At 60.7% G+C, this 22578-nt stretch carries 20 protein-coding genes; 15 read left to right on the plus strand and 5 right to left on the minus strand.

Annotated elements, in window-relative coordinates:
* The first annotated feature begins 24 nt into the window (after window positions 1-24).
* The 11 genes from bioB to AC1Q9F_RS25085 all read left to right on the plus strand — a co-directional run bounded on the left by bioB (window position 25) and on the right by AC1Q9F_RS25085 (window position 14825).
* Window positions 25-1080 (plus strand): biotin synthase BioB, encoded by a 1056-nt coding sequence (gene bioB / locus AC1Q9F_RS25035; RefSeq protein WP_007959840.1) that lies wholly within the window; start codon window positions 25-27, stop codon window positions 1078-1080.
* Between the two features lie 160 nt (window positions 1081-1240).
* The gene (bioF, locus tag AC1Q9F_RS25040) at window positions 1241-2419 is read left to right on the plus strand and encodes an 8-amino-7-oxononanoate synthase (protein ID WP_492621159.1); all 1179 of its coding nucleotides are present in this window, start codon (window positions 1241-1243) and stop codon (window positions 2417-2419) included.
* The gene (locus tag AC1Q9F_RS25045) at window positions 2412-3143 is read left to right on the plus strand and encodes an alpha/beta fold hydrolase (protein WP_492621160.1); all 732 of its coding nucleotides are present in this window, start codon (window positions 2412-2414) and stop codon (window positions 3141-3143) included. The genes bioF and AC1Q9F_RS25045 overlap by 8 nt, the downstream gene beginning before the upstream one ends.
* The gene (gene bioC / locus AC1Q9F_RS25050) at window positions 3136-3942 is read left to right on the plus strand and encodes a malonyl-ACP O-methyltransferase BioC (RefSeq protein WP_492621161.1); all 807 of its coding nucleotides are present in this window, start codon (window positions 3136-3138) and stop codon (window positions 3940-3942) included. The genes AC1Q9F_RS25045 and bioC overlap by 8 nt, the downstream gene beginning before the upstream one ends.
* Window positions 3939-4619 (plus strand): dethiobiotin synthase, encoded by a 681-nt coding sequence (gene bioD, locus AC1Q9F_RS25055; RefSeq protein ID WP_492621162.1) that lies wholly within the window; start codon window positions 3939-3941, stop codon window positions 4617-4619. The genes bioC and bioD overlap by 4 nt, the downstream gene beginning before the upstream one ends.
* A 106-nt stretch (window positions 4620-4725) precedes the next feature.
* Window positions 4726-5022, plus strand: a complete 297-nt coding sequence (locus AC1Q9F_RS25060) for a hypothetical protein (RefSeq protein ID WP_007959856.1) — start codon at window positions 4726-4728, stop codon at window positions 5020-5022.
* A gap of 275 nt (window positions 5023-5297) precedes the next feature.
* A complete protein-coding gene (locus tag AC1Q9F_RS25065; RefSeq protein ID WP_492621163.1) occupies window positions 5298-7103 on the plus strand; it encodes a phenylacyl-CoA dehydrogenase in 1806 nt (601 codons plus the stop codon).
* Window positions 7104-7362: 259 nt separating this feature from the next.
* Window positions 7363-9477 (plus strand): cytochrome-c peroxidase, encoded by a 2115-nt coding sequence (locus AC1Q9F_RS25070; RefSeq protein WP_492621164.1) that lies wholly within the window; start codon window positions 7363-7365, stop codon window positions 9475-9477.
* Window positions 9478-9685: 208 nt separating this feature from the next.
* The gene (locus AC1Q9F_RS25075; RefSeq protein WP_492621165.1) at window positions 9686-10975 is read left to right on the plus strand and encodes a GGDEF domain-containing protein; all 1290 of its coding nucleotides are present in this window, start codon (window positions 9686-9688) and stop codon (window positions 10973-10975) included.
* A gap of 90 nt (window positions 10976-11065) precedes the next feature.
* Window positions 11066-12862: an acyl-CoA dehydrogenase C-terminal domain-containing protein gene (locus AC1Q9F_RS25080; RefSeq protein WP_492621166.1), complete on the plus strand. Its 1797-nt coding sequence runs from the start codon at window positions 11066-11068 to the stop codon at window positions 12860-12862.
* A 184-nt stretch (window positions 12863-13046) separates the two neighbouring features.
* Window positions 13047-14825 carry an acyl-CoA dehydrogenase C-terminal domain-containing protein gene (locus tag AC1Q9F_RS25085; protein ID WP_492621167.1) on the plus strand — a complete coding sequence of 593 codons (1779 nt, stop codon included), beginning with the start codon at window positions 13047-13049 and terminating at the stop codon, window positions 14823-14825.
* A gap of 227 nt (window positions 14826-15052) precedes the next feature.
* On the opposite strand, the gene AC1Q9F_RS25090 is transcribed toward AC1Q9F_RS25085, so the two are convergent.
* The gene (locus AC1Q9F_RS25090; RefSeq protein ID WP_085609079.1) at window positions 15053-15982 is read right to left on the minus strand and encodes a LysR family transcriptional regulator; all 930 of its coding nucleotides are present in this window, start codon (window positions 15980-15982) and stop codon (window positions 15053-15055) included.
* A gap of 169 nt (window positions 15983-16151) precedes the next feature.
* Between AC1Q9F_RS25090 and AC1Q9F_RS25095 the strand changes: the two genes are divergently transcribed.
* The 4 genes from AC1Q9F_RS25095 to AC1Q9F_RS25110 all read left to right on the plus strand — a co-directional run bounded on the left by AC1Q9F_RS25095 (window position 16152) and on the right by AC1Q9F_RS25110 (window position 18622).
* Window positions 16152-17435: an aspartate aminotransferase family protein gene (locus AC1Q9F_RS25095; protein ID WP_492621168.1), complete on the plus strand. Its 1284-nt coding sequence runs from the start codon at window positions 16152-16154 to the stop codon at window positions 17433-17435.
* 251 nt (window positions 17436-17686) lie between these two features.
* Window positions 17687-18043, plus strand: coding sequence for a type II toxin-antitoxin system RelE/ParE family toxin (locus AC1Q9F_RS25100; RefSeq protein WP_492621194.1), 357 nt, complete (start codon window positions 17687-17689; stop codon window positions 18041-18043).
* Window positions 18036-18356 carry a helix-turn-helix domain-containing protein gene (locus tag AC1Q9F_RS25105; RefSeq protein WP_492621169.1) on the plus strand — a complete coding sequence of 107 codons (321 nt, stop codon included), beginning with the start codon at window positions 18036-18038 and terminating at the stop codon, window positions 18354-18356. The genes AC1Q9F_RS25100 and AC1Q9F_RS25105 overlap by 8 nt, the downstream gene beginning before the upstream one ends.
* 107 nt (window positions 18357-18463) lie before the next feature.
* Window positions 18464-18622, plus strand: coding sequence for a YqaE/Pmp3 family membrane protein (locus AC1Q9F_RS25110; RefSeq protein ID WP_003228885.1), 159 nt, complete (start codon window positions 18464-18466; stop codon window positions 18620-18622).
* A 3-nt stretch (window positions 18623-18625) separates the two neighbouring features.
* Here AC1Q9F_RS25110 and AC1Q9F_RS25115 read toward each other — a convergent pair whose 3' ends face one another.
* Genes AC1Q9F_RS25115 through pqqC form a run of 4 tightly spaced genes read right to left on the minus strand, consistent with a single transcriptional unit; the run spans window position 18626 to window position 22568 of the window.
* Complete coding sequence (locus AC1Q9F_RS25115; RefSeq protein ID WP_492621170.1) at window positions 18626-20434, minus strand: S9 family peptidase; 1809 nt, start codon at window positions 20432-20434, stop codon at window positions 18626-18628.
* Window positions 20400-21536, minus strand: a complete 1137-nt coding sequence (gene pqqE / locus AC1Q9F_RS25120; RefSeq protein WP_371807421.1) for a pyrroloquinoline quinone biosynthesis protein PqqE — start codon at window positions 21534-21536, stop codon at window positions 20400-20402. The genes AC1Q9F_RS25115 and pqqE overlap by 35 nt, the downstream gene beginning before the upstream one ends.
* Window positions 21537-21543: 7 nt before the next feature.
* On the minus strand, window positions 21544-21819 hold the full coding sequence (pqqD, locus tag AC1Q9F_RS25125; RefSeq protein ID WP_007959876.1) for a pyrroloquinoline quinone biosynthesis peptide chaperone PqqD: 276 nt from the start codon (window positions 21817-21819) through the stop codon (window positions 21544-21546).
* Window positions 21816-22568, minus strand: coding sequence for a pyrroloquinoline-quinone synthase PqqC (gene pqqC / locus AC1Q9F_RS25130; protein WP_007959877.1), 753 nt, complete (start codon window positions 22566-22568; stop codon window positions 21816-21818). Before pqqC ends, pqqD begins: the two co-directional genes overlap by 4 nt.
* Between the last annotated feature and the right edge of the window lie 10 nt (window positions 22569-22578).

Consider the following 22578-nt stretch of genomic DNA (forward strand, 5'->3'; position numbering starts at 1 on the left):
CCAAGCATAACCAAGGAATCGCCCATGAGCGCCAGCACCACTGCCACCCTGCGTCACGACTGGACTTTGGCCGAAGTCAAAGCACTCTTCGTTCAGCCATTCAACGACTTGCTTTTCCAGGCGCAGACGGTGCACCGCGCGCATTTCGACGCCAACCGCGTCCAGGTTTCCACCCTGCTGTCGATCAAGACCGGCGCCTGCCCGGAAGATTGCAAATATTGTCCGCAGTCCGGTCACTACAACACCGGGCTGGAAAAAGAAAAGCTGATGGAAGTGCAGAAAGTCCTCGAAGAGGCTGCCCGCGCCAAGGCCATCGGTTCGACCCGTTTCTGCATGGGCGCGGCGTGGAAGCACCCGTCGGCCAAGGACATGCCTTACGTGCTGAAGATGGTCGAAGGCGTGAAGGCCATGGGCCTGGAAACCTGCATGACCCTCGGTCGTCTAGATCAGGATCAGACCGAAGCACTGGCCAAGGCCGGGCTCGACTACTACAACCACAACCTCGATACCTCGCCTGAGTTCTACGGCAGCATCATCACTACCCGCACCTACAGCGAGCGCCTGCAGACGCTGGCCTACGTGCGCGATGCGGGGATGAAGATCTGCTCCGGCGGCATTCTCGGCATGGGCGAGTCCCTCGATGACCGTGCGAACCTGCTGATCCAGCTGGCCAATCTGCCGGAGCATCCGGAGTCGGTGCCGATCAACATGCTGGTGAAAGTTGCCGGCACGCCGCTGGAAAACGCCGACGACGTCGATCCGTTCGACTTCATCCGCATGCTCGCCGTGGCGCGCATCCTCATGCCGCAATCCCACGTGCGCCTGTCCGCCGGCCGCGAAGCGATGAACGAGCAGATGCAGGCCCTGGCGTTCTTCGCCGGCGCCAACTCGATCTTCTACGGCGACAAACTGCTGACCACCGCCAACCCGCAGGCCGACAAGGACATGCAGTTGTTCGCACGTCTGGGCATTCAGCCAGAAGCCCGCGAAGAACATGCCGACGAAGTGCATCAGGCCGCCATTGAGCAGGCGCTGGTGGAGCAGAAGAGCAGCGAGCAGTTCTACAACGCGGCGGTGTAAAAACCTGCGCGGATTCCTCTGAAGGAATGCAAACCCCTGTGGGAGCGAGCTTGCTCGCGAAAGCGGTGCTTCAGTCGACATTGATGTCGGATGTGAAGGCCTCTTCGCGAGCAGGCTCGCTCCCACAAGGGATCTGTGTCACTTGAATGTCGAGGCTTGCATGTCTTTCGATCTCGCCGCACGCCTTGCTGCTCGTCGTGCCGAAAACCTCTATCGCCAGCGACCGCTGCTTGAAAGCCCGCAAGGGCCGCAAGTGGTGGTCGACGGTCAGCCGTTGCTGGCGTTCTGCAACAACGATTACCTGGGCCTGGCCAATCATCCGCAAGTGATCGAAGCCTGGCGCGCTGGTGCCTCGAAGTGGGGCGTCGGCGGCGGTGCCTCGCATCTGGTGATCGGCCACAGCGGCCCGCATCACGCGCTTGAGGAGGCTTTGGCGGATCTCACCGGACGGCCGCGTGCGCTGTTGTTCACCACCGGTTACATGGCCAACCTTGGCGCGGTCACCGCATTGGTCGGGCAGGGCGATACGGTGCTGGAAGACCGGCTCAATCATGCGTCGTTGCTGGATGCCGGACTGTTGTCCGGCGCGCGCTTCAATCGCTATCTGCACAACGACGCCGACAGTCTCGCCAAGCGTCTGGAGAAAGCCACCGGCAATACTTTGGTGGTTACTGACGGCGTGTTCAGCATGGACGGCGATCTTGCCGATCTGCCGGCGCTGGCCCGGGAAACCAAGGCCAAAGGCGCGTGGCTGATGGTCGATGACGCCCACGGTTTCGGTCCGCTGGGGGCAAACGGTGGCGGGATTGTCGAGCATTTCGGATTGAGCCAGGAGGACGTGCCAGTGCTGGTCGGCACGCTCGGCAAAGCGTTCGGTACGGCTGGCGCCTTTGTGGCCGGCAGTGAAGAACTGATCGAAAGCCTGATCCAGTTCGCCCGGCCGTACATCTATACCACCAGCCAGCCGCCAGCGCTGGCCTGTGCAACATTGAGAAGTCTGGAACTGCTGCGTAGCGAGCACTGGCGTCGCGAGCATCTGCAGACGCTGATCCGCCAGTTCCGCCACGGCGCCGAGCAGATAGGTCTGGAACTGATGGACAGCTTCACGCCGATCCAGCCGATCCTGATAGGCGATGCCGGCCGCGCGGTACGTCTGTCGCAGATGCTGCGCGAGCGTGGGCTGATGGTCACCGCGATCCGTCCGCCGACCGTGCCTGCCGGCAGCGCGCGGTTGCGGGTGACGCTGACCGCTGCCCACAGCGAGGCGCAGGTGCAGCTATTGTTAGAAGGACTGGCCGATTGCTTTGCGCAACTCAAGTCGGAGCCAAGCCATGCGTGATCGCCTGATTCTGCTACCGGGCTGGGGGCTCGGCGTTTCGCCGCTGGAGCCGCTGGCCGCTGCGTTGCGCGGACTCGACGAACACCTGCAGGTCGACATCGAGCCGTTGCCGGAGCTGGACTCCAGCGATCTGAACGACTGGCTCGACGAACTCGATGAGCGCATCCCCGAAGATGCCTGGCTCGGCGGCTGGTCGCTGGGCGGCATGCTCGCTTCCGAGCTGGCGGCGCGGCGCGGTGAACATTGCTGCGGCTTGCTGACCCTGGCGAGCAATCCTTCGTTTGTCGCCCATGAACAGTGGCCGAGCGCGATGCCCGGCGAGACCTTCGATGCGTTTCTGGCCGGCTGCAGCGCAGACCCGCGCACGACCCTCAAACGATTCTCTCTGCTGTGCGCTCAAGGCGCACAAGATTCGCGCGGCTTGTCGCGGCTGTTGCTCGGCGGCGCGCCGAATACCTCGCCGGCCACTTTGATGGCGGGACTTGAACTGTTGACCCAGATCGATACGCGTGAAGCCTTGCAGGCGTTTCGTGGCCCGCAATTGCATCTGTTTGGCGGGCTGGACGGGTTGGTGCCGGCGGAGGCCGCGGGCGAGTTGTTCGCGTTGCTGGCGGACGTCGAAGTTGGTCTGATCGAACAGGCCAGCCATGCGTTTCTTCTGGAAGACCCCCACGGTGTAGCGGGTGCGATCCAGGCGTTTTTAAGTGAGTGCGGTGATGACTGATTTGTCTGTTGCGGCGTTGCCCGGCGGCTTGCCTGACAAGCGCCAGGTCGCGGCTTCTTTTTCTCGCGCAGCGGCCAGCTATGACAGCGTCGCCGAGTTGCAGCGCGATGTCGGTACGCAGTTGATGAATCGCTTGCCGGTGGATTTTCGTCCGGCCCGCTGGCTGGATCTGGGCTGCGGCACCGGGTATTTCACCCGGGCGCTGGCCGAGCGATTTGGTGAGGGGCTGGCGCTGGATATTGCTGAGGGCATGCTCAATCACGCGCGGCCGTTGGGCGGGGCCACACACTTCATTGCTGGCGATGCCGAACGTTTGCCGTTGCAGGATTCGACGTGTGATCTGATCTTCTCCAGCCTCGCCGTGCAGTGGTGCGCGGACTTCGAAGCGGTGCTCGGCGAAGCGTTTCGGGTGCTGAAACCGGGCGGGATTTTCGCGTTTGCTAGTCTTTGTGTAGGGACGCTGTACGAATTGCGCGACAGCTGGCGTCAGGTCGATGGCCTGGTGCACGTCAACCGCTTCCGCGAGTTCGCCCGCTATGAGCAATTGTGCGCGGCCAGTGGCTTGCGCAATGTTTGTCTGGAGAACCGGCCACATGTGCTGCATTACCCGGATGTGCGCAGCCTGACCCATGAACTCAAGGCCTTGGGCGCGCATAACTTGAACCCCGGTCGGCCGGGCGGATTGACCGGTCGGGCGCGGATTCTGGGGCTGGTCGAAGCCTACGAGCAGTTCCGTCAGCCGCAGGGCTTGCCGGCGACTTATCAGGTGGTCTACGCCGTGTTGGAGAAACCCTTATGAGCGCAGCCTATTTCATCACCGGAACCGACACTGACGTTGGCAAGACCACCGTCGCCGCCGGGTTGCTGCACGCTGCGCGGTCGGCGGGATTGAGCACGGCAGCGGGTAAACCGGTGGCGTCCGGTTGTGTGGTGACGCCCAGAGGCCTGCGCAATTCCGATGCGCTGGCGTTGCAGGCCGAATGCTCGTTGCCGTTGACGTATCAACAGGTCAACCCGGTGGCGTTCGAGCCAGCGATCGCGCCGCATCTGGCTGCGCGCGAGGCGGGTGTGGCGATGACCGTGCAATCGTTGCTGGCGCCGATGCGCGAGATTCTGGCCATGAATGCCGACTTCACGCTGATCGAAGGCGCGGGTGGCTGGCGGGTGCCGTTGGCGGATCAGGACAATCTGTCGGATCTGGCGATTGCGCTGAGGTTGCCGGTGATTCTGGTGGTCGGTGTGCGTCTGGGTTGCATCAGCCATGCGCTGCTGACGGCCGAGGCGATTGCCCGGGACGGGCTGCAACTGGCGGGATGGGTGGCGAACATCATTGATCCGAAGACGTCGCGACTGGAGGAAAACCTGGCGACACTCGCCGAGCGGATTCCGGCGCCGTGTCTGGGGCGGGTGCCGAAACTCAAGGCGGTCAGCGCCGAGGCGGTTGCCGATCACTTGCAACTGGATCTGCTCGACTGATTTTGGCTATGACAAGGCACTGTGCCATTAGTGTTTTTGACGGGTGTTTTTCTGACACCTCTGGTTCAATGGCACCCATTGATCCTTCCCAAGGATGAGAGCTCCCATGGAAATCTCCGGAAACACAGCTTTTTATGCAGGTCTGAGTACCATTCAGACCGGGCAGAACCGCGTCGATCAGGCCGCCAGCCAGATCGCCAGCAGCACCATCGAGCGTTCGGTTACCAGCCAGTCTTCGGAAGTGCAGGTCGATCGTCTGCGTTCCGTGGATCGCGCCCAGCAATCGGACCTGGCGAGCAACATGGTCGAGATGGCCCAAGGCAAGTTTCAGGCGGAACTGGGCGTGAAAGTCGCCAAGGCTTCCGATGAAATGCTCGGTACGATCATCGATACGTTCGCCTGATTTTTTGATCCGCGCTTTGCCAGACGCCGCGACTGTTCGCGGCGTTTTTCGTTGTAAGTCCTTCTCCCTCAACTAATCTTTTTTCAGTGCACATGGCTCGGTCGGGCGCATGTCGCGATGCTGTGTCCGGCGTTCGGAAAATGTGATGACGAATGGCAAAAGAACGACGCTTGACAAGATTTCGGCGTAAACGTATGTTTCAAACAACTGTTTGACCGTCACAACAAATCAACGCGGTCGTTCATTCCCGGTTACATCAGCAGAGGTTTATCGCTATGCCTGACTACAAGGCCCCCTTGCGTGATATTCGCTTCGTTCGTGACGAACTGCTCGGCTACGAAGCGCACTATCAGAGCCTTCCAGCGTGCGCAGACGCAACGCCGGACATGGTTGACGCCATTCTCGAAGAGGGCGCCAAGTTTTGTGAGCAGGTGCTGGCACCGCTGAACCGCGTGGGCGACATCGAAGGTTGCACGTGGAGCGAGTCCGGCGTGAAAACCCCGGCCGGCTTCAAAGAGGCCTACAAGCAATTCGTGGAAGGCGGCTGGCCAAGCCTGGCCCATGACGTCGAGCACGGCGGTCAGGGTCTGCCTGAGTCGCTGGGTCTGGCAGTCAGCGAGATGGTCGGCGAAGCCAACTGGTCGTGGGGCATGTACCCAGGCCTGTCGCACGGCGCGATGAACACCATCTCCGAGCACGGCACCCCAGAGCAGCAAGAAGCCTATCTGACCAAACTGGTCTCCGGCGAATGGACCGGCACCATGTGCCTGACCGAACCGCACTGCGGCACCGACCTGGGCATGCTGCGCACCAAGGCCGAACCTCAGGCCGACGGTTCCTACAAAGTTTCCGGCACCAAGATCTTCATCTCGGCCGGTGAACACGACATGGCCGACAACATCGTCCACATCGTGCTGGCCCGCCTGCCGGATGCACCGGCCGGCACCAAAGGTATTTCCCTGTTCATCGTTCCGAAGTTCATGCCGAATGCCGATGGCACCGTCGGTGCACGCAACGCCGTGACCTGCGGTTCGATCGAACACAAGATGGGCATCCACGGCAACGCAACTTGCGTGATGAACTTCGACGGCGCGACCGGTTTCCTGATCGGCCCGGCGAACAAAGGCCTGAACTGCATGTTCACCTTCATGAACACCGCACGTCTGGGTACCGCGCTGCAAGGTCTGGCCCACGCCGAAATCGGCTTCCAGGGCGGCCTGAAATACGCTCGCGATCGCCTGCAAATGCGTTCCCTGACTGGGCCGAAAGCGCCGGACAAGGCTGCTGACCCGATCATCGTTCACCCAGACGTACGCCGCATGCTGTTGACCATGAAGGCATTCGCCGAAGGCAACCGTGCGATGGTGTACTTCACCGCCAAACAGGTCGACATCGTCAAATACGGCGTGGACGAAGAAGAGAAGAAGAAAGCCGACGCACTGCTGGCCTTCATGACTCCGATCGCCAAAGCGTTCATGACCGAAGTCGGTTTCGAATCCGCCAACCACGGCGTACAGATCTACGGCGGCCACGGCTTCATCGCCGAGTGGGGCATGGAGCAGAACGTTCGCGACAGCCGCATCTCGATGCTGTACGAAGGCACCACCGGCATCCAGGCACTCGACCTGCTGGGCCGTAAAGTGCTGATGACTCAAGGCGAGGCTCTGAAAGGCTTCACCAAGATCGTCCACAAGTTCTGCCAGAACAACGAAGGCAACGAAGCTGTTAAAGAATTCGTCGCCCCGTTGGCTGCACTGAACAAAGAGTGGGGCGAGCTGACCATGAAGGTCGGTATGGCCGCCATGAAAGATCGCGAAGAAGTCGGCGCGGCCTCCGTGGACTACCTGATGTACTCCGGCTACGCCTGCCTGGCCTACTTCTGGGCTGACATGGCGCGTCTGGCTGCTGAAAAACTGGCTGCCGGCACCACCGACGAGGCCTTCTACACCGCCAAGCTGCAAACCGCGCGCTTCTACTTCCAGCGCATCCTGCCGCGTACCCGTACGCACGTGGCAACCATGCTGTCGGGTGCCAACAACCTGATGGACATGAAGGAAGAAAACTTCTCGCTGGGCTACTAAGCCTCAACGCGGTCGTTCCAGAAACCGCTGCTCCTTCGGGGCAGCGGTTTTTTTGTGCCCGGATTTCCCCAATCCCGGGGCTGATTCCCCAGCATTGATGACGGTTTTGCTCAGCCGATGCCCTGTCCTGATTGATTCAAGATGTTTCCAGAGGAGTGGCCAATTAATTGCACTGCCCGAATTACCGGTGCTAACCAGAACTGCCTGCTCAAAGAAGCATGACGCCCGGCACTTAACAACAACAGTCAGGGTGAAGCCTATGAACATCAGTCGACTCGCTCGTTTGACCTTCTGGTTACCCGTTGCGCTATCAGTCCACAGCGCATGGGCCGCCGACCCCGCCGAAGTCGATCCTCCCGTGCCGGAGGTGCCGTCGCTGCAATCCTTGCGTGGCATGGTGCCGCCGGATCCGTCCGGGACCGAAGGCGGACGCAAGGTCGACCTGATGACCGACTACGTGCTCAACCGTTCTGCCGCAATCTTGTTGGGCAAGGCGTTGTTCTGGGACATGGAGATCGGCAGCGACGGCGCCACCGCATGTGCGTCCTGCCACTACCATGCCGGTGTCGATCACCGCATCACCAACCAGCTCAACCCCGGTCAGGCCAACACCAACGCCAACGTCGCGTCGATTTTCAACAAGCCGTTTGTGGCCTCCGACATTCCCGGCGACGTGGCGACCTACGCCACGTTGTCCGGCGGCAAGGGCGGCCCGAACTACACGCTGAAGAAAACCGACTTTCCGACTCATGTGCTGAGCAATCCGCTGGAACGCAACTCGCCGATCGTCTACTCGACTGACGATGTGGTCGGTTCCCAAGGCGTGTTCGATGCCAACTTCGTCAAACCCAATCAGCCGCGGTTCGACAAATGCACCCAGCAGCCGGACGGCCTGTTCCAGGTCGGCGGCATCAATGTTCGCCGCAGCACCGGTCGCAACGCGCCGTCGGTGATCAACGCCGCATTCAACGTGCGCAACTTTTGGGACGGTCGGGCCAACAACGTGTTCAACGGGTTTTCGCCGTTTGGCAATCGCGACCCGGATGCGGGGATCTACGTGACCAGTGAACGCAGCACGGTCGCGACCAAAGTCAGGCTGGCACTCAACGATGCCTCTGCCGCCTCGCAAGCCGTCGGTCCACCCGGCAGTCCTGTGGAAATGTCCTGCGGCGGTCGCACCTTTGCCGACATCGGTCGCAGGATGCTCGACACGCTGATGCTCAAGCAGCAGCGGATCTCGTCCAGTGACTCTGTGCTCGGCCCAGTGTCCGGCGCTCGGCGGCCGACCTATCGCGAACTAATCAAGAATGCCTTCCAGCCCCGGTTGTGGAACGCCACGCAAAACGTCTCGGTGGGCGGCGCGCCGTACACCCAGATGGAGGCCAACTTCCCGCTGTTCTTCGGCCTGGCAATTCAGATGTACGAAGCCACGCTGATCTCCGATCAGGCACCGATCGATGCTTACCTGCAAGGCGATCACACCGCGATGAACGCGCAGCAGGTCGAGGGCATGAACCTGTTCCTCGGCAAGGGCAAATGCGTCAATTGTCACGGCGGCGCTGAGCTGACCAATGCCGCCAGCCGCTTGCTGATGCACCCGCGTGAGCGCATCGAACGGATGGTGATGGCCGACAACCTGACGACCCTCTACGACAACGGCTTCTACAACACCGGTGTCCGCCCGACCTCGGAAGATCTGGCCCTCGGTGGTGCGGATGCCTGGGGCAATCCGTGGTCGTTCACCCGTCAGTACAACACGGTGTTGCAGGGCGGCCGCTCGGTCGATCCGCTGGATGTCGACGTGTGCACCTTCGAAGCACCGCTGAGTGCAGCGATTCCGTGCGACGCCACGCTGAAGCCGAATGTCGGGTTCCGCGACTCGGTCGATGGCGCGTTCAAGACGCCGACCCTGCGTAACATCGCCCTGACCGGGCCGTACTTCCACAACGGCAGTCGCGCCACGCTCAAACAGGTCATGGAGTTCTACAACCGTGGTGGCGACCGGCGCGGAGAGGATGCCAACAACACCAGCGGTTTCGAACACCCGGCGGTGAACCAGCACAACACCTCCAACCTCGATCCGGACATGACGGCGCTGAACCTGACGCCTGATGAAATCGACGCCCTGGTGAAATTCATGGAAGTCGGCCTGACCGATCCGCGCGTTGCCTGGGAACGGGCGCCATTCGATCATCCGTCGCTGGTGATTCCGCAGGGCCATGTCGGTGATGAAAATGCCGTGACCCAGCGCCCGGCCAGTCCGAAAGTCACGACCCGCCAGGCAACGGATGCATTGCTCAATCTCAAGCCTTATGGCGCTGAAGGTCGGCCGGCGGCGGAAGGCCCGTTGCAACCTTTTTACAACGATCTTTGATTAGAGATGATCGTCATGGCCATCACGCATGGTGGCCATGACGAAAGTTTCATGCCCGCCAAGGAAAAAACCTTGATTGGAGGCTCAGAAACCGGGGGATCCGGCCGTTAAAGAGACAACCTGTGATCTGGATCACATTGTGTGTGCTTAACTGGCCACATTGCAGGCACAATGCCATCTCTTTGCCAAGACGGTCGGAGCTTTACCCTTGCCGCGTTCTTCCGCTGTACGTTTCAGTCATTTCATACCTTCACTGCTGTTGTTGCTTGCGGGGTTGGCGGCTGCGTACGTCAAAGACCTCAACGTGTTCTTCACCTCGCTGTTCAACGTGTTGCCAACCCTGGTGCTGTTGCTGGGCGGGTCGTATTGCGCGGTTTACCGACGCCAGCGCGAACTGTTTCTGATGGTCACGGTGTACATCGCCTACTTCCTGCTCGACACCCAGACCGACTATTACCGTGACAACGGCAAGGTGCGCGAAGACGCGGCCGTGGTGTTTCATCTGGTGTGCCTGCTGTTGCCGCTGTTGTTCGGACTGTTCGCCGCGTGGCAGGAGCGCACGCACCTGTTTCAGGACATGGTGGCACGCTTCGCCGTGCTGCTGGCCTTCGGCAGTGTGGCGCTGGGGCTTGAGCAAAGTTATCCCCAGGCCTTGCTGATGTGGCTTTCGGAGATTCGCTGGCCAGCCCTGCACGGCGCCTGGATGAGCCTGATCCAGATGTCCTATCCGGTGTTCCTCTCGGCGTTCCTGTTGCTGGCCTGGCAGTACTGGCGCAACCCGCGCCCGCTGCACGCGGCGCAACTGGTGGGGTTGCTCGGGGTGTTCTGGATGCTGCCGAAAACCTTCATTCTGCCGTTCACCCTGAACATCATGTGCAGCCAGGTGATGCTGATGATTGCGGCGGCGGTGGCTCACGAGGCCTATCAAATGGCCTTCCGCGACGAACTTACCGGTCTGCCGGGCCGTCGCGCACTCAACGAGCGCATGCAGCGGCTGGGTCGCAACTACGTGCTGGCGATGAGCGATGTCGATCACTTCAAGAAATTCAACGACACCCATGGTCACGACGTGGGTGACCAGGTCCTGCGACTGGTCGCCAGCAAGCTGTCCAAAATCAGCGGTGGCGGTAGGGCGTATCGCTACGGGGGCGAGGAATTCGCCTTGGTATTTGCAGGCAAGACCCTTGAAGAGTGCATGCCGCATCTGGAAGTCATCCGCGAGTCGATTGCGTCCTATAACATCCAGCTGCGCAATCAGGAAAACCGTCCGCAGGATGATCAACAGGGGCGTCAGCGTCGCAGTGGTTCAGGTGCATCCAGCGTGTCGGTCACCGTCAGTATCGGCGTCGCCGAGCGAGTGGAACAGCGCAACCCGGAGCAGGTTCTCAAGTCCGCCGACGAGGCGCTCTACGCCGCCAAGGGCGCGGGGCGAAACTGCGTGATGGCGTTCGGTCAGAACCGCCGCGGCGCGGTGCGCATGGACAGCGCCGCAGGTTGAGTGATGACGGCGCATTCAGCGTCTGGACAGTGATTGTGGGGCAGGGTGGCCGGCAGTAGGTTGAAACAATCTGCTGACGGAGAAGCCACCATGCCCGAGTACAAAGCTCCCCTGCGCGACATGCGCTTTCTGATCGACCACGTCTTCGACTTCCACACCCAATACGCGGCCCTCGGCGCTCACGACGCCAGTCCGGACATGGTCAACGCGATCCTCGACGAAGGCGCGAAGTTCTGTGAGAACGTTCTGTCGCCGCTCAATCGCAGCGGCGACGAAGAGGGCTGCCATTTCGACAACGGTGTGGTGACAACGCCTACAGGCTTCAAGCTAGCCTTCGCACAATACGTGGAAGGCGGCTGGCATGGTCTGGCGGCCGATCCGGCTTATGGCGGTCAGGGCCTGCCGAGTTCGCTGGGGCTGGTGATCAGCGAAATGGTCGCCTCCAGCAACACTTCCTGGGGCATGTACCCGGGCCTGACCCACGGCGCGATGTCGGCGATCCACGCCCACGGCACCGAAGAACAGAAAAACACTTATCTGCGCAAACTCACCGCGGGCCAGTGGACCGGCACCATGTGCCTGACCGAAGCCCATTGCGGTACCGATCTAGGCATCATCAAGACCCGCGCCGTACCTCAGGCCGACGGTAGTTATGCGGTTACCGGCAGCAAGATTTTCATCTCCGCCGGCGAGCACGACATGAGTGACAACATCATTCATCTGGTGTTGGCCAAACTGCCGGACGCTCCGGCGGGAACCAAGGGCATTTCGTTGTTCATCGTGCCGAAATTTCTCCCGGATGCAGCCGGCGAGGCGGGCGAGCGCAACGGCGTTTCCTGCGGTTCGATCGAGCACAAGATGGGCATCAAGGCCTCGGCCACCTGCGTGCTGAACTTCGACGACGCCAAAGGCTTTCTGATCGGTGAGCCGAACAAAGGCCTCAACTGCATGTTCACCATGATGAACCACGCGCGCCTCGGCACCGGAATGCAGGGTTTGTGTCTGGGCGAGGCGAGTTTTCAGGGCGCAATCAAATACGCCAACGACCGCCTGCAGATGCGCGCCCTGACCGGCGCCAAAGCCCCGGACAAACCGGCGGACCCGATCATCGTCCACCCGGACGTGCGACGCATGCTATTGACCATGAAAGCCTTCAACGAGGGCAACCGCGCGCTGACCTACTTCACTGCGCAAATGCTCGATGTCGCGCACTTGAGCCCGGATGCCGACGCGCGTCAGGAGGCCGAAGACCTGTTGGCGTTCCTGACGCCGATCTCCAAGGCGTTCATGACCGACACCGGGCTGGAGGTGACCAACCACGGCATGCAGGTGTTTGGCGGCCACGGTTTCATCCGCGAATGGGGCATGGAGCAACTGGTTCGCGATTGCCGGATCGCGCCGATCTACGAGGGCACCAACGGCATTCAGGCGCTGGATCTGCTCGGGCGCAAAGTGCTGGGCAGTCAGGGCAAGCTGCTGCGCAACTTCACCAAAATCGTCCACAAGTTCTGCGCCGCAAATGCCGGACATCCGCAACTGGGTGAGTTTGTCGCGCAGCTCGATGATCTCAATCAGCAGTGGGGCGAGCTGACCATGCAGGTCGGCATGGCCGCGATGAAGAACCCGGATGAAGTCGGCGCCGCCTCGGTGGATTACTTGATGTACAGCGGTTACATCGTCCTCGGCTATTTGTGGCTACGCATGGCGCTGGTCGCCCAGGCGCAACTGGAGTCGGGCGAGGGTGATGGCGATTTCTGCCAGGGCAAACTGGCGACGTGCGAGTTTTACTTCAAGCGCCTGCTGCCGCGCACCGCTGCGCATCGTTCGGCGATCGAGGCGGGCAGTGATTGCCTGATGAAATTGCCGGCGCAGTTGTTCTCGCTGTAACACGCCACTGTTAAACAAAAGAGCCCGCTGATTGCGGGCTTCTTTATGGCTGATTGCTGATGACTAAAAATAACAAATCAGTCACCGCCTGACCCTATGTGTCGCAAAAGTTGTTGGGTTACACTCCGACTCAACGAAAACACCCTTCCACGAATCACCTGTTTTGATCTTTGCGAGGTTTGCCATGGCTGACTACAAAGCGCCGCTGCGCGATATGCGCTTCGTCCTCAATGAAGTGTTCGAAGTCGCCAAACTCTGGGCCGAACTGCCGGCCCTGGCCGAGACTGTCGACGCCGAAACTGTTGAAGCCATCCTCGAAGAGGCCGGCAAGGTCACCGGCAAAAGCATCGCGCCCCTGAGCCGTGCGGCCGACGAAGAAGGCTGCCACTGGGCCGACGGTGCCGTCACCACGCCGGCCGGTTTCCCACAGGCCTATCAGACTTATGCCGAAGGCGGCTGGGTTGGCGTTGGCGGTGATCCGGAATATGGCGGCATGGGCATGCCCAAAGCCGTGTCGGCCCAGGTCGAAGAAATGGTCAACTCCGCCAGCCTGTCCTTCGGTCTGTACCCGATGCTGACTGCCGGCGCCTGCCTGTCGATCAACGCCCACGCCAGCGAAGAACTGAAAGCCGCTTACCTGCCGAACATGTACGCCGGCGTCTGGGCCGGTTCCATGTGCCTGACCGAGCCGCACGCCGGTACCGACCTGGGCATCATCCGCACCAAGGCCGAGCCTCAGGCCGACGGTTCCTACAAGGTCAGCGGCACCAAGATCTTCATCACCGGCGGTGAGCACGACTTGACCGAAAACATCATCCACCTGGTGCTGGCCAAGCTGCCGGACGCGCCGGCGGGGCCGAAAGGCATTTCGCTGTTCCTGGTGCCGAAGTTCATGGTCAATGCCGATGGCAGCCTGGGCGCGCGCAACCCGGCGAACTGCGGTTCGATCGAACACAAGATGGGCATCCAGGCATCCGCTACCTGCGTGATGAACTTCGACGAAGCCGTGGGTTACCTGGTCGGCGAGCCGAACAAGGGCCTGGCCGCGATGTTCACCATGATGAACTATGAGCGTCTGGGTGTCGGCATCCAGGGCCTGGCCACCGGCGAGCGCTCGTATCAGAACGCCATCGAATACGCCCGCGACCGCCTGCAAAGTCGTTCGCCGACTGGCGCGCAGAACAAGGACAAGGTCGCAGACCCGATCATCGTACACCCGGACGTGCGTCGTATGCTGCTAACCATGAAAGCCTCGAACGAAGGCGGCCGTGCGTTCTCCACCTACGTGGCGATGCAACTCGACACTGCCAAGTTCAGCGAAGACGCCGCCACCCGCAAACGTGCGGAAGATCTGGTGGCCTTGCTGACGCCAGTGGCCAAGGCGTTCCTGACCGATCTGGGTCTGGAAACCACCGTCCACGGTCAGCAGATTTTCGGCGGCCACGGCTACATCCGCGAGTGGGGCCAGGAGCAACTGGTGCGCGACGTGCGCATCACCCAGATCTACGAAGGCACCAACGGCATTCAGGCGCTGGACCTGGTAGGTCGCAAGATCGTCGGCAGCGGCGGCGCGTTCTACAAACTGTTTGCCGACGAGATCCGCCATTTCACCGCAACCGCCAGTGCCGATCTGGGCGAGTTCACCAAACCGCTGAATGACGCCGTCGACACCCTCGACGAGCTGACCTCGTGGCTGCTGGACCGGGCGAAAACCAACCCGAACGAAATCGGCGCGGCATCGGTCGAGTACCTGCAAGCGTTCGGCTACACCGCTTACGCGTACATGTGGGCTTTGATGGCCAAGGCATCGCTGGGCAAAGAAGCGCAGGACGATTTCTATGCGAGCAAACTCGGCACGGCGCGGTTCTATTTCGCCCGTCTGCTGCCGCGGATTCACTCGTTGAGCGCGTCGGTGAAGGCTGGCAGCGAGTCGCTGTTCCTGCTGGACGCTGCGCAGTTCTGAGGATGTAACGTCATGTAAGCGATCTCTTACATGACGTGCTGCTGTTCTCCCATAGGCGTAGATTGGATCCAGAGCTAATCTACTTTCCATGGACGTCGCGCAGGAAGCGCAAAGCAACAACACGGACACGTAGGATTCTGCCAGGGTGGCGGAGTGAAATGGATGTCAGGGAAACAGTCTGCAAAGCCCCGCTTCGGCGGGGTTTTCTTATGCCCGCAGAAAAGTTTTCAGCTCAACGCGTCCAGCGGCGGCGCACCTTTCAGCGGTTTTTCCTCACGCTGCATCACTTCTTCCAGCAACGTTCGCAGCAAGGCCAATGGCGCCTGTTGGCGCTGCACATCGCGACACACCAGCCCGACCTTCAACGGCACGCGCGGCTCACTCAACGGTTTCCACAGCAGATCCTGATCGTCGTACTCCTTTTGCGAACGACCGGGCAGCACTGTCGCCAGACGGGTATGCGGCAGGCTGTCGAGAATCCCCACCATATTGTTCAATTCGGCCTGCACTTGCGGGCGTCGCCCGAGGCTGGCCAGTTGTGCCTGCCAGATCTGGCGGATCTGGAATTCTTCCCCCAGCAATAACATCGGCAATTCGGCAGCTTGACTCATCGAGACTTTCTTGAATTCCCGCAGCGGATGATCCGCCGGGATGACCAGCGTCAGTTCATCTTCGTACAACATCACACCGTGCAGGCCCGGCTGGCGTGGTGGCAGATAGCTGATGCCGATATCCAAAGAGCCGTTGAGCAAACGCCGCTCGATCTCAAGCCCCGTCAGTTCATAAATCTGTACCACCAGATGCGGCTGGGCCTTGCGCACTCGCTCCAGCATTTGCGGCACCAGGCTGGTGTGCACGGTTTGCAGCACACCAATCGCCAACGTGCGGAGTGCCTGACCCTTGAAGTTGCCCAGCGCCTCTCGCGCCCGCTGCATGCCGTCGAGCAGCGGCAAGGCGTGGTTGTACAAGGTGTGGGCAGCGAGGGTCGGCAACAGGCGTTTGCTGCTGCGCTCGAACAGGGTGACGTCGAGGTTCTGTTCCAGATGGCGAATCTGCTGGGACAGCGCGGGTTGAGAGATCGACAGGCGCTCGGCGGCGCGTCCGACATGGCCTTCTTCGTAGACCGCGACGAAATAACGCAGTTGTTTGAAATCCATAAGTAATACTTATCGAAAATGCTGGGAAATCGAAATGGCTCGACGCCGTGAACCGGCCTAGTCTAACCGCATTCACAAGGCTTACAGGGCCGGAAAGCGCAATGACCAGCGTTTGTTTTGAAAGTGTTTACATAGGCAGTTCAAAAAACCTCGATCGAGGTTTTTTTCAATGAATCTGTTCAGTTTGCGGCGCCAGGCGCCGAGCCTCGATGACCTGGCTTTTGAAACCCAGGAATCGGATGCCGCTGATGGCCTGAATGTCGAGCGTCTGATGCCCAGCGTCGAGCGCCCACAACAGGTATTCGTTCGCGGCCAGGGTTCCTGGCTGTGGGACAGCAATGACCGCGCCTACCTGGATTTTTCCCAGGCCGGAGGCGCCAACAGCCTCGGCCACAGCCCTTCGGCGCTGGTCAAAGCCATTGCCAACCAGGCTCAAGCGTTAATCAATCCCGGCTTCAATCTGCACAATCGCGGCATGCTCAGCCTCGCCGAGCGCCTGTGCGCCAGTACTTCCAGCGATCAGGCCTACCTGCTCAACAGTGGCAGTGAAGCTTGTGAAGCGGCGATCAAACTGGCGCGCAAATGGGGCCAGCTGCATCGTGGTGGCGCCTCGCGGATCATTGTCGCCAGACAAGGCTGTCACGGACGTAGTCTGGCGACGATTTCGGCGTCGGACAGTTGCAACCTTCACAACCGCTTCGCGCCACTGCTGCCGGGCTTCGATCTGGTGCCGTTCAATGATCTGCCGTCGCTGCACGCGGCGGTTGATGCGCAGACCGTGGCGATCATGCTCGAACCGATCCAGAGCGATGCTGGGGTGATCCCGGCGACCGAGCATTACCTCAAGGGTGTCGAACGCCTGTGCCGTGAGCTGGGGATTCTGCTGATCCTCGACGAAGTGCAAACCGGCATCGGTCGTTGCGGCACTTTGCTCGCGGAACAATCCTACGGTGTGCGCGCCGATATCGTCGTGCTCGGCAAGGGCCTCGGCGGTGGCGTGCCACTGGCGGCGTTGCTGGCGCGAGGCAAGGCCTGCTGTTTCGACTCTGGCGAGTTGGGCGGTACTCATCACGGCAACGCACTGATGACCGCCGCCGGCCTGGTGGTGCTCGACAGCGTGCAGGACCGCGCCTTCCTCGAACAGATCCGGGACAACGGCCAGCATCTGCGTGAAGGGCTCGCCCGTCTGGCCCATCGTTATGAACATGGCGAGTTGCGCGGGCAGGGGCTTTTCTGGGGACTAACCTTGTCGGAAGACTCCGCCGAAGCCGTCGTCAAAGCCGCGCTGCATGAAGGCTTGCTGCTCAACTCCCCTCAAGCCAACTGCCTGCGCTTCACCCCGGCGCTCAACGTCAGCAAGGCCAACATCGACGAAATGCTCCTGCGTCTGGCCCGCGCCTTCTCCCGGGTCCGCACCGCGCAGCTGCAATGCCGCAAAGGGATTGCCGTCTGAGCTGAAGTTTCCCACCCGAATTCAAGAACCGTCTCGCGGTATAACGCACGCCCCACGCCTGATTCTTTTGGCGTGGGGCGTTTTTTGTGGCCGGATTTTTCCATCGCGGTTTATCGCTTGAGGGATCGCCGCTGCAGTGTTTATTTGGTGGGGTTCGGCAAGGATTGCCGAAGCCGACAGAACAACCTTGTCGAAAGACAGGCTTTGTAATCTATACCACTGAGTGGTATATATTTTTGGCAGGGATACCGATGCCGTTCAGGTTGTTCAAGACAAAAGGTTTTGCGATACAGGCCAGCAAAGCATGGATCACCGACGACGAGCTTCGCGAGGCTTTTGCCGAGATGCTTGATGGGCAAGCGGACAATCTGGGAGGCGGAGTCTGGAAGAAGCGCCTGAACGAAAACCGCCACCGTTCGATAGTTCTGGCCAAGGGCGGGCGTTACTGGATTTATCAGGTGCTGTTCGCCAAAAAGGATCGGAGCAATATCAATTCTGCAGAGTTGAAGGAGCTGCGCAAGCTGGCGAAAGCCTATGCACAACTTACCGAAGAGCAGATTCAAGGCTTGTTGGTCATGAAGGCGTTTGTGGAGATAACTCATGAGTAAAAAATTCAAGAGTGACGTATTTGAATCAGTACACGAGTCGGCCAGTGCCCTGCATGCAGTCGGTGCGATCAGCAAGGCAACGATGCGTGAGTTTGATGGGTCGTGCCTTGCAGCGGTTCCAGATGTAATTCCAGCGGAGCAGATCAAGGCGTTGCGTGAGCGCAACAACGTCAGCCAGCCAGTGTTCGCGCGTTATTTGAACACCAGCGCGTCGACCGTCAAACAATGGGAATCAGGGGATAAGCATCCAAGCGGAATGGCTTTGAAGCTGCTCAGCATTGTGCAGAAACACGGTCTGCAAATACTGGCTTGATTGGTCTTGCGCACTCTGTCTGGCGAAAGCACTGAACCCTGACAAACGGCACAGGTCGATTAGCTTGTATGGCTCAGGTGAGCCAACCCCCAATCAGGAGCTGCCCCATGGACTTTATCCGCATCATCATCGCCATTCTGTTGCCGCCACTGGGTGTGTTTCTGCAGGTCGGGTTCGGCGGAGCGTTCTGGCTGAACATTCTGCTGACGTTGTGCGGTTACATCCCGGGGATCGTGCACGCGGTGTACATCATCGCCAAGCGCTGAGTCTCAGTCCGTCAAACCCATCACTCGCCGGTAAAACCGCCATTCCTGCTCCAGCGCATGGGCCTGGTTGGCGGCCCGGCGGAAGCCGTGGCGTTCATCGGCGTAGTAATGCGCTTCGACCTCAATGCCGTTTTGCTCCAGGGCCGCGACCATGTCGCGGGTCTGTTGCGGCACGACCACTGCGTCCAGTTCGCCCTGAAAGAAAATCACCGGCACGCGAATGTTGCCTGCGTGCAGCAACGGCGTTCGGGCGGCGTAGCGTTCGGCATCTTTCTCGGGGTCGCCGATCAGCCAGTCCAGATAATCGCCTTCAAACTTGTGCGTCGCTCGGCCGAGAGCAACCGGGTCACTGACGCCATAAAGGCTGGCGCCGGCGCGGAATACCTGATGGAACGCCAATGCACAAAGCGTGGTGTAACCACCGGCGCTGCCGCCACGGATGAATGCACGTTCGCCGTCGATAATGCCGCGTTCGGCCAGATAGGCCACCACTGCGCAGGCATCCTCGACATCCACTGCGCCCCAACTCAGGTGCAACGCCTGTCGATACTTCCGGCCATAACCGCTGCTGCCTCGGTAGTTGAGGTCGGCGACGGCGAAGCCACGTTGCGTCCAGTACTGAATGCGCGGGTCGAGCATCGGGTAGCAAGCGGAGGTAGGGCCGCCGTGAATGAACACCACCAGCGGCGGTTTCACATCGCCATTAGTTGCCGGGTAAAAGAAGCCGTGTGCTTCACCCGAACCGCTGGGATAGCGCAGGGTTTGCGGGCGGCTGATGCGCTCGGCGGGGAGCGGTGCGACACCGCCGGCCAGGACATTCATTTCACGCGATTCGCGATCGATGGTGATCACCGCTGAAGGGCTGATCGGTGAGGCGGCAATGCAGTAAATGAATTGATCATCGACAGCCAGATGACGGAAGCGACTGTAGTCGCCTGTGAAGTCTTCGCCGTTAAGCGCCAGACGACCGAAACCGCCTTCGCTCCAGCTTGCCAAAAAGCCTTCGTCGGTGGGCAGCCAGGTGCAGCCGCCAAGTTGCCATGGGGCCGGCGCGTGATCGGCTTCGGCGCTAGCTAACGGTTGCAAGCCGTTTGCCGACTCGACCCACGGTTGCCAATATCCGCCACGATCGGTCAGACAACCCAGTCGGCCATTGGCATCGAAACGCGGTTGCTGGATTGACTCTTCAAACGCTTCACCCGCCACACAACGCGGGGCGGAAAATCCATTGGACGAGCGCTCGGCGAGCATCAGTCGCGTGGATGTCCACGGCTGATGCGGACGGCTCCACTCGATCCAAGCCAGGCGCTGGCCATCCGGGCTGATGATCGGCGAGGCGTAAAAGTCCGCACCTTCTGCCAGCAGACTCTTGGTGTCGTCCACCAGGTCAATAGCCACCAGCCGATGCCGATCACCGTTCTCTTCAACGGCCAGCACCTGCCCTTCGGCAAAGTGCAGATCACCATATCGGCATTCCCCGGACGTCAATGCCACGGGCTCGCCGTCCAGCGTCTGGCGATACAACTGTTGATCCGCCTCGTTGACGAAAACCACCCCGTCGGGCGTCAGACAAAACGCCCCACCGCCATATTCGTAAACCCGACTGCGCACGCTGAAACCCGCAGGCGTCAGACATTTCGCCACGCCATCGCGCCAGTGCCAGATCCGGCACGCGGCGTCTGCAGGTCGGTATTCATTCCAGAACAAACCATGGGCACCGAGCTGCAATTCGGCGAAATCCACGCCGGCGGCAACCGCAGCGGTGGCGCTGAAAGGCTCAGCCTTTGGCGATGAGTCGCGAGTTTCGTTCATTGCGAAAGGCCAGTTGTTCGATGGTCTGGGTGGCATGCTCGGCTTCTTCGCGGGCCTTGAGGATCACGCCGTGATGTTCGGACTTGCTGCACACCGGATCTGCATTGCTCGCATCGCCGGTGAGCATGAAGGCTTGGCAGCGGCAGCCGCCGAAGTCCTGTTCCTTCTCGTCGCAGGAGCGGCATGGCTCGGGCATCCAGTCATACCCGCGAAAACGGTTGAAGCCGAACGAGTCGTACCAGATGTGCTGCATGCTGTGGTCGCGCACATTGGGAAATTGTACCGGCAGCTGTCGGGCGCCATGACAGGGCAGGGCGGTGCCGTCCGGTGTGACCGTCAGAAACAGACTGCCCCAGCCATTCATGCAGGCTTTCGGGCGTTCTTCGTAATAGTCCGGGGTGACGAAAATCAGCTTGCACGGATGCCCTTCGGCTTCCAGTTTGGCGCGGTATTCGTTGGTGATGCGTTCGGCGCGAACCAGCTGCTCTTTGGTCGGCAACAGGCCGACACGATTGAGCTGCGCCCAGCCGTAGAACTGGCAGGTAGCGAGTTCGACGAAGTCGGCCTCCAGCGCAATGCACAGCTCGATGATGCGGTCGATCTTGTCGATGTTGTGCCGATGGGTGACGAAGTTCAGCACCATCGGATAGCCGTGGGCCTTCACGGCGCGGGCCATTTCCAGTTTCTGCGCGAAGGCTTTTTTCGAGCCGGCGAGCAGGTTGTTCACTTGCTCGTCGCTGGCCTGGAAACTGATCTGGATGTGGTCGAGCCCGGCCTTTTTGAAGTCGCTGATCTTCTGCTCGGTCAGGCCGATTCCGGAGGTGATCAGGTTGGTGTAGAAACCCAACTGGCGCGCTTCACGAATCAGCTCGGCGAGGTCCTGGCGCACCAGCGGTTCGCCGCCGGAAAAACCCAGTTGCGCCGCGCCCATCTCACGCGCCTCACGGAATACCTTGATCCACTGCTCGGTGCTCAGCTCTTTGCCCTGCTCGGCGAAATCCAGCGGATTGGAGCAGTACGGGCATTGCAGCGGGCAGCGGTAAGTCAGCTCGGCGAGCAGCCACAGCGGCAGGCCGATTTCCGGTTTGGCCGGGACTTGCACCGATGACTCAGGCAAGTTCGATCCAGTGCTGCGCACGGGCAACCTCCATGAATTGCTCGATGTCGTCACCGAGCTCGGGCACGCCGGGGAACTGTCTGTCGAGTTCGGCGATGATCGCCGCGACATCCCGTTCACCGTCGATCAGACCGCCGATCAGCGCGGCACTTTCATTGAGCTTGATCATGCCTTCCGGGTACAGCAGCACGTGGCCTTTCTGCGCCGGTTCGTACTGGAAACGGTAGCCGGGACGCCAGGTCGGGGTCTTGCTGCGGTCGAAACTCATAAGGCGATTCCTTTATGCCAGACCCGTTGATCGGTGACGCTGTGATACGGCGGGCGGTTCAGTTCGTAGGCCATGCTCATGGCATCGAGCATGCTCCAAAGAATGTCCAGTTTGAACTGGAGAATTTCCAGCATGCGCTCCTGGCCTTCGCGGGTCTTGTAGTGCTCGAGCGTGATCGCCAGACCATGCTCGACATCGCGCCGGGCCTGACCGAGACGGGTGCGGAAATATTCGTAGCCGGCCGGGTCGATCCACGGGTAATGCTGCGGCCAGCTGTCGAGACGCGACTGGTGGATCTGCGGCGCGAACAGCTCGGTCAGCGAGCTGCTGGCGGCTTCCTGCCAACTGGCGCGGCGGGCGAAGTTGACGTAGGCGTCGACGGCGAAACGCACGCCGGGCAGCACCAGTTCCTGGGAACGCAACTGATCCGGATCGAGCCCGACGGCCTGGCCGAGGCGCAGCCAGGCTTCGATGCCGCCGTCTTCGCCGGGGGCGCCGTCGTGGTCGAGCAGGCGCTGAATCCATTCGCGGCGGATCTCGCGATCCGGGCAGTTGGCGAGGATCGCGGCGTCTTTCAGGGGGATATTCACCTGATAATAGAAACGGTTGGCGACCCAGCCCTGGATCTGCTCGCGGGTGGCCCGGCCTTCATACATCGCCACGTGATACGGGTGATGAATGTGGTAATAGGCGCCCTTGGCGCGCAGGGCCGCTTCGAATTCGGCGGTGGACAGCGGGGTGTCGGTCATTGCGGTTCTC

It is taken from the genome of Pseudomonas sp. GW823-FHT04A03, assembly GCF_058796615.1.

What these genes read in the sequence shown, in the direction of transcription:
- bioB (WP_007959840.1), top strand. Translation starts at nt 25, where the DNA reads ATGAGCGCCAGCACCACTGCCACCCTGCGTCACGACTGGACTTTGGCC.
- bioF (WP_492621159.1), top strand. Translation starts at nt 1,241, where the DNA reads ATGTCTTTCGATCTCGCCGCACGCCTTGCTGCTCGTCGTGCCGAAAAC.
- AC1Q9F_RS25045 (WP_492621160.1), top strand. Translation starts at nt 2,412, where the DNA reads ATGCGTGATCGCCTGATTCTGCTACCGGGCTGGGGGCTCGGCGTTTCG.
- bioC (WP_492621161.1), top strand. Translation starts at nt 3,136, where the DNA reads ATGACTGATTTGTCTGTTGCGGCGTTGCCCGGCGGCTTGCCTGACAAG.
- bioD (WP_492621162.1), top strand. Translation starts at nt 3,939, where the DNA reads ATGAGCGCAGCCTATTTCATCACCGGAACCGACACTGACGTTGGCAAG.
- AC1Q9F_RS25060 (WP_007959856.1), top strand. Translation starts at nt 4,726, where the DNA reads ATGGAAATCTCCGGAAACACAGCTTTTTATGCAGGTCTGAGTACCATT.
- AC1Q9F_RS25065 (WP_492621163.1), top strand. Translation starts at nt 5,298, where the DNA reads ATGCCTGACTACAAGGCCCCCTTGCGTGATATTCGCTTCGTTCGTGAC.
- AC1Q9F_RS25070 (WP_492621164.1), top strand. Translation starts at nt 7,363, where the DNA reads ATGAACATCAGTCGACTCGCTCGTTTGACCTTCTGGTTACCCGTTGCG.
- AC1Q9F_RS25080 (WP_492621166.1), top strand. Translation starts at nt 11,066, where the DNA reads ATGCCCGAGTACAAAGCTCCCCTGCGCGACATGCGCTTTCTGATCGAC.
- AC1Q9F_RS25085 (WP_492621167.1), top strand. Translation starts at nt 13,047, where the DNA reads ATGGCTGACTACAAAGCGCCGCTGCGCGATATGCGCTTCGTCCTCAAT.
- AC1Q9F_RS25090 (WP_085609079.1), bottom strand. Translation starts at nt 15,982, where the DNA reads ATGGATTTCAAACAACTGCGTTATTTCGTCGCGGTCTACGAAGAAGGC.
- AC1Q9F_RS25095 (WP_492621168.1), top strand. Translation starts at nt 16,152, where the DNA reads ATGAATCTGTTCAGTTTGCGGCGCCAGGCGCCGAGCCTCGATGACCTG.
- AC1Q9F_RS25100 (WP_492621194.1), top strand. Translation starts at nt 17,687, where the DNA reads ATGCCGTTCAGGTTGTTCAAGACAAAAGGTTTTGCGATACAGGCCAGC.
- AC1Q9F_RS25105 (WP_492621169.1), top strand. Translation starts at nt 18,036, where the DNA reads ATGAGTAAAAAATTCAAGAGTGACGTATTTGAATCAGTACACGAGTCG.
- AC1Q9F_RS25110 (WP_003228885.1), top strand. Translation starts at nt 18,464, where the DNA reads ATGGACTTTATCCGCATCATCATCGCCATTCTGTTGCCGCCACTGGGT.
- AC1Q9F_RS25115 (WP_492621170.1), bottom strand. Translation starts at nt 20,434, where the DNA reads ATGAACGAAACTCGCGACTCATCGCCAAAGGCTGAGCCTTTCAGCGCC.
- pqqD (WP_007959876.1), bottom strand. Translation starts at nt 21,819, where the DNA reads ATGAGTTTCGACCGCAGCAAGACCCCGACCTGGCGTCCCGGCTACCGT.
- pqqC (WP_007959877.1), bottom strand. Translation starts at nt 22,568, where the DNA reads ATGACCGACACCCCGCTGTCCACCGCCGAATTCGAAGCGGCCCTGCGC.